Annotated in this window: 7 protein-coding genes; 3 read left to right on the top strand and 4 right to left on the bottom strand. The window is 57.7% G+C overall.

What is annotated here, in order from left to right; all coding sequences use genetic code 11:
* Positions 1-115: 115 nt before the first annotated feature.
* From sufD to sufB, 4 genes are all read right to left on the bottom strand, one after another.
* Positions 116-1,408 carry a Fe-S cluster assembly protein SufD gene (sufD, locus tag NW818_RS12340; RefSeq protein WP_414424718.1) on the bottom strand — a complete coding sequence of 431 codons (1,293 nt, stop codon included), beginning with the start codon at positions 1,406-1,408 and terminating at the stop codon, positions 116-118.
* The gene (gene sufC / locus NW818_RS12335) at positions 1,405-2,220 is read right to left on the bottom strand and encodes a Fe-S cluster assembly ATPase SufC (protein ID WP_414424717.1); all 816 of its coding nucleotides are present in this window, start codon (positions 2,218-2,220) and stop codon (positions 1,405-1,407) included. Before sufC ends, sufD begins: the two co-directional genes overlap by 4 nt.
* 97 nt (positions 2,221-2,317) lie before the next feature.
* On the bottom strand, positions 2,318-2,716 hold the full coding sequence (mscL, locus tag NW818_RS12330) for a large-conductance mechanosensitive channel protein MscL (protein ID WP_011431004.1): 399 nt from the start codon (positions 2,714-2,716) through the stop codon (positions 2,318-2,320).
* A gap of 244 nt (positions 2,717-2,960) precedes the next feature.
* Entirely contained in the window at positions 2,961-4,397 is a 1,437-nt protein-coding gene (gene sufB, locus NW818_RS12325; protein WP_099883711.1) for a Fe-S cluster assembly protein SufB, read from the bottom strand.
* 180 nt (positions 4,398-4,577) lie between these two features.
* Here sufB and sufR point away from each other — a divergent pair, with 180 nt between their 5' ends.
* The 3 genes from sufR to NW818_RS12310 all read left to right on the top strand — a co-directional run.
* Positions 4,578-5,294, top strand: a complete 717-nt coding sequence (gene sufR / locus NW818_RS12320) for an iron-sulfur cluster biosynthesis transcriptional regulator SufR (protein ID WP_414424716.1) — start codon at positions 4,578-4,580, stop codon at positions 5,292-5,294.
* A 275-nt stretch (positions 5,295-5,569) separates the two neighbouring features.
* Positions 5,570-6,640, top strand: coding sequence for a 3-deoxy-7-phosphoheptulonate synthase (locus NW818_RS12315; RefSeq protein WP_414412697.1), 1,071 nt, complete (start codon positions 5,570-5,572; stop codon positions 6,638-6,640).
* Positions 6,641-6,781: 141 nt separating this feature from the next.
* Positions 6,782-7,101: dihydroneopterin aldolase (locus tag NW818_RS12310; protein ID WP_414424715.1), on the top strand; the 320-nt coding region annotated here is incomplete at its 3' end.

The raw sequence follows: 7,101 nt of genomic DNA, 5'->3' as shown, positions 1-7,101 counted from the left end.
CTTAGCGGTCGGAGCCGGGTAGTTTACTGCTGCCTATCCATCACGCCCAAGTCTGGTCACTCTTGAGGGTAATGGGGGAGCAACAACTTATTATTGTTATTGGAATTGATTGGATTCACGGGATCCCAGCCAACTGGCGGGCCACCAGGGCGGGAAGTTGAGCCAACGGGATCCCTTCCAGAACTTCTGCCGCAAAAGCGCAGGTGAGGAGTTGCCTGGCCTCAGCTTGGGGAATACCCCGGCTTTGCAGATAGAAGATCTCTTCTGCCTCCAGTTGGCTGACGGTGGCCCCATGGGCACACTTGACGTTGTCGGCAAAGATCTCCAGTTGTGGCTGGGTGTTGACCCGCGCTTTGGGGCCTAGGAGCAGGTTGCGGTTGGTCTGGGCGGCGTCCGTCAGTTGGGCCTCTCGGCTCACCAGAATCCGTCCGCTGAAGACCGCATGGGCCGTCTCGTCCACAATGCACTTGTGCAATTGGCGGCTGCTGCCGTGGGGGGCCTGATGCACCAGGCGGGAGTGGGTGTCGCTGTGCTGGGATCCCTTCAGCAGCGTTAGCCCCTGCAGTTGGGTGTGGGCCTGGGCTCCGGCTTGGGTGATCTCCAGGTTGTGGCGAGAAAACTGGGATCCCCACTGAATGGCCTGGAGGCGGTAGTGGCTGTTGCGGCTTTGGCGCACGGCGGTCTTGTTGATGTGGAAGGCTGGGGATCCCTGCCTTTGCAAAATCACATGGTGCAAACGAGATCCCTCTGCCAGGGCGATCTCCGTAACCGCGTTGCCAAAGGGGATCCCGGATCCCAGGGATACATGATCTTCGATCAGCGTGAGGGAGCTGTGGGCTTGCAAAGACAGCAGGCAGCGGGGCTGGGCCAAAACGGCCTCTCCCTCAGGAGCCACCGTTATGAACAGCAGGTGCAGCGGTGACGGAACTTCCTGGCCGGGCTGTAGGCCAATCTGGATCCCATCTCCCAGATGAGCGGTGTTGAGGGCCGTAAACACATCCGTCTTGGCCAGGGTTTGCAGCAACTCCCCTGGGGCTTGGGCTAAAGGGATCACCTGCAAAGCGGTGGGCAGGCCGCTCAAATCAGAAAGCTGGGGGGCAAAGTAGCCGTTGACGAACACGGCGCGGCTATAGCTGGCTTCCGGCCAAAGCCAAGGTTCTAGGGTTGCTGCATCCAGAGCCGGATCCGCCGCGGCAGCCAGGCGAAACTTGTGGGCCAGCAGTGGCGAGAGATCGCTGTATTTCCAATCCTCTTCCCGTGGGGTCGGGATCCCCAGTTCGGCCAGTTGGGCGCGGGCCTGCTGCCTAAGGGTGGTGTAGGGATCCTGCCTTTCCGGGATTTGGCCGAGGATGTGCTCCAGGAATAGGCGGCTCTCTGGGGCAAAAGGTTTGGGCAAGGTGGCGCTCATCCCTCTTTCTCCTGCCGAGATGTCGCAGCTGCCGGTTCTTGACCCGACTGAGTTTTGATCCAGTCGTAGCCCCGTTCTTCCAGCTCCAGCGCCAAGGTCTTGTCCCCACTGATGACGATACGACCCCCCTCCATCACGTGCACGTAGTCGGGGGTAACATAGTCCAGCAAGCGTTGGTAGTGGGTGATCAAGAGCATGGCATTCTCAGAGCCGGCCAGTCGGTTGATGCCCTGGGCGACAATGCGCAGCGCGTCGATATCCAGGCCGGAATCCGTCTCGTCCAAAATGGCCAGCGTGGGCTCCAACACCGCCATTTGCAGGATCTCGTTGCGCTTTTTCTCACCGCCGGAAAAGCCCTCGTTCACAGAGCGCTCCAAAAAAACGGGATCCATTTTGACAATATCCAACTTTTCCCGTACCAGGTCGTCAAAATCCAGAGCATCCAGTTCCGGCTGATCCCGATATTTCTGGCGAGCGTTGTAGGCGGCGCGCAGGAAATCCAAGTTGCTCACCCCTGGGATTTCGATGGGGTATTGAAATGCCAAAAAGATCCCTGCCCAAGCCCTCTCTTCTGGCTCCATCTCCAAGAGATTTTTTCCCAGGTAGAGGATCTCGCCCCCCGTCACCCTGTAGTCAGGGTGGCCGGCTAAGATCTTGGAAAAAGTGCTTTTTCCAGAGCCATTGGGGCCCATGATGGCGTGGATTTCTCCGGCGCGAATTTCCAGGCTCAACCCCTTGAGAATGGGGGTGCCGTCGATCTCGGCGCTGAGATCTCGAACGGATAAGATGACAGGGCTGTTTTCACGGATCATGGCTAGACTCTAGGGTTGACACCGAAGGGCAGGAGCTGAAAAGTTAAGGGATCCCTAAACCAGGTTTGGATTTTGGGCCTAAGGATCCCCTATAGCTCTATTGGGAGTGGCGATTGAGGATATCCCGGATCTCTGTCAGCAAAACCACTTCTGGTGGGGGCAATGTGGGAGGAGATTCTTCCTCCTTTCGCTGTAGGGTGTTGATCGCCTTCACCAGTAAGAAGATGGCAAAAGCGATAATCACAAAATCAAACACAGCTTGCAGAAAGCTACCGTAGTTAATCGTAACTGGGTCTTCAGGACTTCCACCGATTTTCCAGACCAAGTTCTGGAAGCTCACTCCACCAATCATCAAGCCTAAAACTGGAGTAAACAGATCTGCTACAAAAGAAGTCACAATCTTCCCAAAAGCACCTCCAATAACAACGCCAACAGCCAAATCTAAGGCATTGCCCCGGCTGATGAACTTTTTGAACTCCTCCAGAAATGCCCTCATGGGGAACTTCTCCTGCCTAGCCTTACGGTTCAAAACTCCTTGATTATCCCCTCTCCCCCCCTGCATCCATGCGCTGTTTGCAACGTCGCCAAGCCCTTGGGCCGCCTCTGGCTTCAGGGGATCACAGCCCTCTGCCTTGGGAGTTACCTAACCCCTTACCCTTCTCCTGAAAATGGCAGCGCCTGCTCCCACAGCGTGTCAGCGGCCTCGCCCACTTGCTCAGCTTCACGTCGGGAACAATCCCCTAGCCGACGGATCCCTCTAACTTTAGGCTCAGCAACCGATCGGCTTCTACGGCAAACTCCATCGGCAATTGGTTGAACACCTCTCGGCAGAAGCCACTGATGATCATGGACACGGCATCTTCCATGCCGATCCCGCGCGACTGGAAATAGAACAATTGCTCTTCTCCAATCTTAGAGGTGGAAGCTTCGTGCTCCACTTTGGCGGTGTTGTTTTGCACCTCAATATAGGGGAAGGTGTTGGCGCTGCACTGATCCCCGATCAACATGGAATCGCACTGGGAAAAGTTGCGGGCCCCTTCTGCTTTCGGCCCGATTTTGACCAGACCGCGGTAGCTGTTTTTGGAGTGCCCAGCCGAGATCCCTTTGGAGATAATTTTGCTGCGGGTGTTGCGGCCCACGTGAATCATCTTGGTGCCGGTATCGGCCTGCTGGTAGTTGTTGGTTAGGGCAACCGAGTAAAATTCGCCCACCGAGTTTTCCCCCACCAGCACACAGCTGGGGTACTTCCAGGTGATGGCGGAGCCGGTCTCCACTTGCGTCCAAGAGATTTTGGAGTTGGCCCCCTGACACAGGCCGCGCTTGGTTACAAAGTTGTAAATGCCCCCTTTGCCGTTTTCGTCGCCGGCATACCAGTTCTGTACCGTCGAGTACTTGATCTCGGCATTGTCTAGGGCGATCAGCTCCACCACCGCCGCATGCAGTTGGTTGGTGTCGAACATGGGGGCAGTACACCCTTCCAAGTAGCTGACGTAGGATCCCTCGTCGGCAATGATCAAGGTGCGCTCAAACTGGCCCGATTCGCCGTTGTTGATGCGGAAATAGGTGGAAAGCTCCATGGGACAGCGCACCCCTTTGGGCACATAGACAAAGGATCCATCACTGAACACTGCCGAGTTCAGCGCCGCGTAGTAGTTATCAGCAATGGGAACCACACTGCCCAAGTACTTGCGCACCAGCTCCGGATACTCCCGCAGTGCCTCCGACATGGAGCAGAAGATCACGCCTTCCTTGGCCAGCTTTTCCCGGAAGGTGGTGGCTACCGAAACGCTGTCGAAGATGGCATCCACCGCCACATTGGCCAGCCGCTTCTGTTCAGACAAGGGGATCCCCAATTTCTCGAAGGTCTCCAACAGCACCGGATCCACTTCGTCCAGGCTCTTTTTCTTGGGCTGCACCTTGGGGGCGGAGTAATAGACAATGTTTTGGTAGTCAATGGGCGGGTAGCTGACGTTGGGCCAGGTGGGCTCGCTCATCTTCAGCCACTGGCGGTAGGCCCGCAGCCGGAACTCTAGCATAAAGTCCGGCTCCCCTTTCTTGGCCCAGATCTGCCGAATCACCTCTTCGTTCAAGCCTTTGCCAATCGACTCAGAGGGGATGTCGGTTACAAAGCCGTACTTGTAGGGCTGGTTGACCAGGGCGCGGACGCTCGTAGACATGGATGGCTCTCGGGTAGTGACAGGGTAGAAACGCGACTAAGACAGATGGCCAAATAAAACAACAGAGTTGTTGTTTAACTGATCCTCAGGTTACTTTAGCAATGATCCCGTTGTCAAAATAGCAGAGAGCTGTGCTGGCAGCGGCAGCCGATGGATCCCAGTCTAACCAGGAGGGCGAGGGTGGACAGCGCGCGCAAGATCACCGGGCAGGTCGCTCAACCCGCTTCGAGTAAGCAGGCCATCTTGGTCTACCTGCGCAAGGCGGGGCAGGCCAACGCCCAAACGCTGGCAGAGCACCTGCGCATTTCTCCCCAGGCCATCCGCCGCCACCTCAAGGATCTGGAGGCAGAGGGGTTGATCCAACATGTCGCTCAACCCAATGGTCTAGGGCGACCCCAGCATCTCTATCAGCTCAGCCCCTTGGGAGAAGAGCAATTTCCCGCCAGCTACGACGAGTTTGCCCTTGGTCTGCTCAACACCCTGGCCGAAACCCTGGGATCCGAACAGATGGGATCCCTTCTCCACCACCAGTGGCAGCGCAAAGCCCGGGAGTATCAGGCCCAGCTGGGATCTGGATCCCTACGGGAGCGGCTGGAGCGCTTGGTGCAGTTGCGCCAGGCGGAGGGTTACATGGCGGAGTACTACCCCTATCCTGCCGACCTGACTGTGCCGCTGGCAGCAGAGGGATCCGAGTATTACGTCGAGCAGTATGTGTTGGTTGAGCACAATTGCGCCATTGCTCAGATTGCCCACACCTTTCCCAGCGTCTGCGGCCACGAACTGGAGATGTTTGCTGCCGCCTTGCCCGATTGCCGAGTAGAGCGCATCACCTGGCAGGTGCAGGGAGAACACCCCTGCGGCTACTGGATTGCCAAGCCAGCGGCTCGGTCGACTTAAGACTTCCCCAGGAAACCGGATCCCTGAGATGGCAAACAGGGTTTTTTCGGGTATAGTTATCTCGTACAGGTTTTAAGTTTGCTCTCCGCATGGTCTGGCGCGCTTCCTTTTTTGGCTACTTTACCTTTCCCTGGCAACGACCAGGGCAGAAGGGTGGCGCGTAAACAAAGACCTACAGTTTACCCGAGTCAGTCCTGAAGCCCTGAGCCCAGCGCCAGGGCTTTTTTGATGGCTCGACGACCCCATCTACCCACTTGCACGCTGAGGACAGTTCCATGCCCCCTCAAACCGACAATTGCAATATCCAAGAGGTGACTCCCTTGATTGCCCCTGCTGCTGTCAAGGCCAAGCTGCCCCTTACGGAAACGGCAGCCCAGGTGGTGCTCTCCACTCGGCAAGCCATCCGCGACATCATCCACGGACGGGATCTCCATCGCTTGGTGGTGATCGTCGGCCCCTGTTCCATCCACGATCCTGCAGCGGCTCTGGAGTATGCCCATCGCCTCAAGCGGGTGGCCGACCAAACTCGGGAGCACCTAGTGGTTGTCATGCGTACGTATTTTGAGAAACCCCGCACCACGGTGGGCTGGAAGGGCCTGATCAACGATCCCCACCTGGATGGCTCCTGCGACATTGCCACCGGCCTGCAACTGGCCCGTTCCATTCTCTTGCAGATCAACGAGCTGGGCCTGGCCTGTGCCACCGAGATGCTGGATCCGGTGACCCCTCAGTACACGGCAGATCTGGTGAGCTGGGCGGCCATTGGCGCCAGAACCATCGAAAGCCAAACTCACCGGGAAATGGCCAGCGGCCTCTCCATGCCTGTGGGCTTCAAAAACGGCACCGACGGGCGGCTGGAAATTGCGCTCAATGCCATTCTCTCCGCCAGCCATCCCCACAGTTTCCTGGGCATCGGCCAAGATGGCATGACGGCTTTGGTAAAAACCACCGGCAACCCGGATCGACACATTGTGTTGCGGGGGGGAGGGGGCAAGACCAACTACGGCCCGGAAGATGTGGCGCGGGCGGCACTGCTGATGAAGGATCAAGGGATCCCTCGCTCGGTGATGGTGGACTGCTCCCATGACAACTCCCACAAAAATTACCGCAACCAGGGATCCGTCTGTCGAGCGGTGCTACAGCAGTACCAGGCGGGGCAGCGGGCTCTGATGGGGCTGATGCTGGAGAGCAACCTCTACCCGGGCAAGCAAACCTGGCAGGAAGGGGCGCCGCTCCAGTACGGGGTTTCCATCACCGATGGCTGCATCGGCTGGGAAGAGACGGAAGATCTGTTGTGGGAGATGGCAGCGACCGTAGAGGGGAGAGCGTTGGCCCTCAGCCATTGAGGGATGGGGATCCCGGAGTTTGTTAAAGAATCAAAAAGGAAATGGGAACAGGGGGCAACCGGCTCCTAAGGTCGAGCCAAGGTTTCGTTGTTTCGCCAGGCCCTGCGGGATAGGGTCTCCAGGTCGAGCTGGGAGGTTGTGATGGAGCTACAGATCCCCACCAGTGTTAGCAGCGACGGTCAGCAGCCCTATCCGGATCCCGATCGGATCCCTCGGCAACCCCCTGAGCAGTTGCGGGATCGGCTGATCGTCTCCGGCCTGCGCTACTACGGTTATACCGGCCTTGATGAGGCGGAACGGGCTTTGGGGCAATGGTTTGAGGTGGATTTCGAGTTGTGGGCGGATCTGCGCCCGGCTGCTCTCAGCGGCCAACTGTGTGATAGCCTCGACTACCGTTCTGCAGTGGCCGGGATTGCGGAACTGGTGAAAAGCAATCAGCTAGAAATCGCAGGAGCCCCGCA

This window comes from Synechococcus sp. R6-5, assembly GCF_047461775.1.
Lineage (GTDB): Bacteria > Cyanobacteriota > Cyanobacteriia > Thermostichales > Thermostichaceae > Thermostichus.
The sequence above is the reverse complement of the archived record's forward strand: the minus strand, read 5'-3'. Positions and strand labels throughout refer to the sequence as shown.

What these genes read in the sequence shown, in the direction of transcription:
- sufD (WP_414424718.1), bottom strand. Translation starts at nt 1,408, where the DNA reads ATGAGCGCCACCTTGCCCAAACCTTTTGCCCCAGAGAGCCGCCTATTC.
- sufC (WP_414424717.1), bottom strand. Translation starts at nt 2,220, where the DNA reads ATGATCCGTGAAAACAGCCCTGTCATCTTATCCGTTCGAGATCTCAGC.
- mscL (WP_011431004.1), bottom strand. Translation starts at nt 2,716, where the DNA reads ATGAGGGCATTTCTGGAGGAGTTCAAAAAGTTCATCAGCCGGGGCAAT.
- sufB (WP_099883711.1), bottom strand. Translation starts at nt 4,397, where the DNA reads ATGTCTACGAGCGTCCGCGCCCTGGTCAACCAGCCCTACAAGTACGGC.
- NW818_RS12315 (WP_414412697.1), top strand. Translation starts at nt 5,570, where the DNA reads ATGCCCCCTCAAACCGACAATTGCAATATCCAAGAGGTGACTCCCTTG.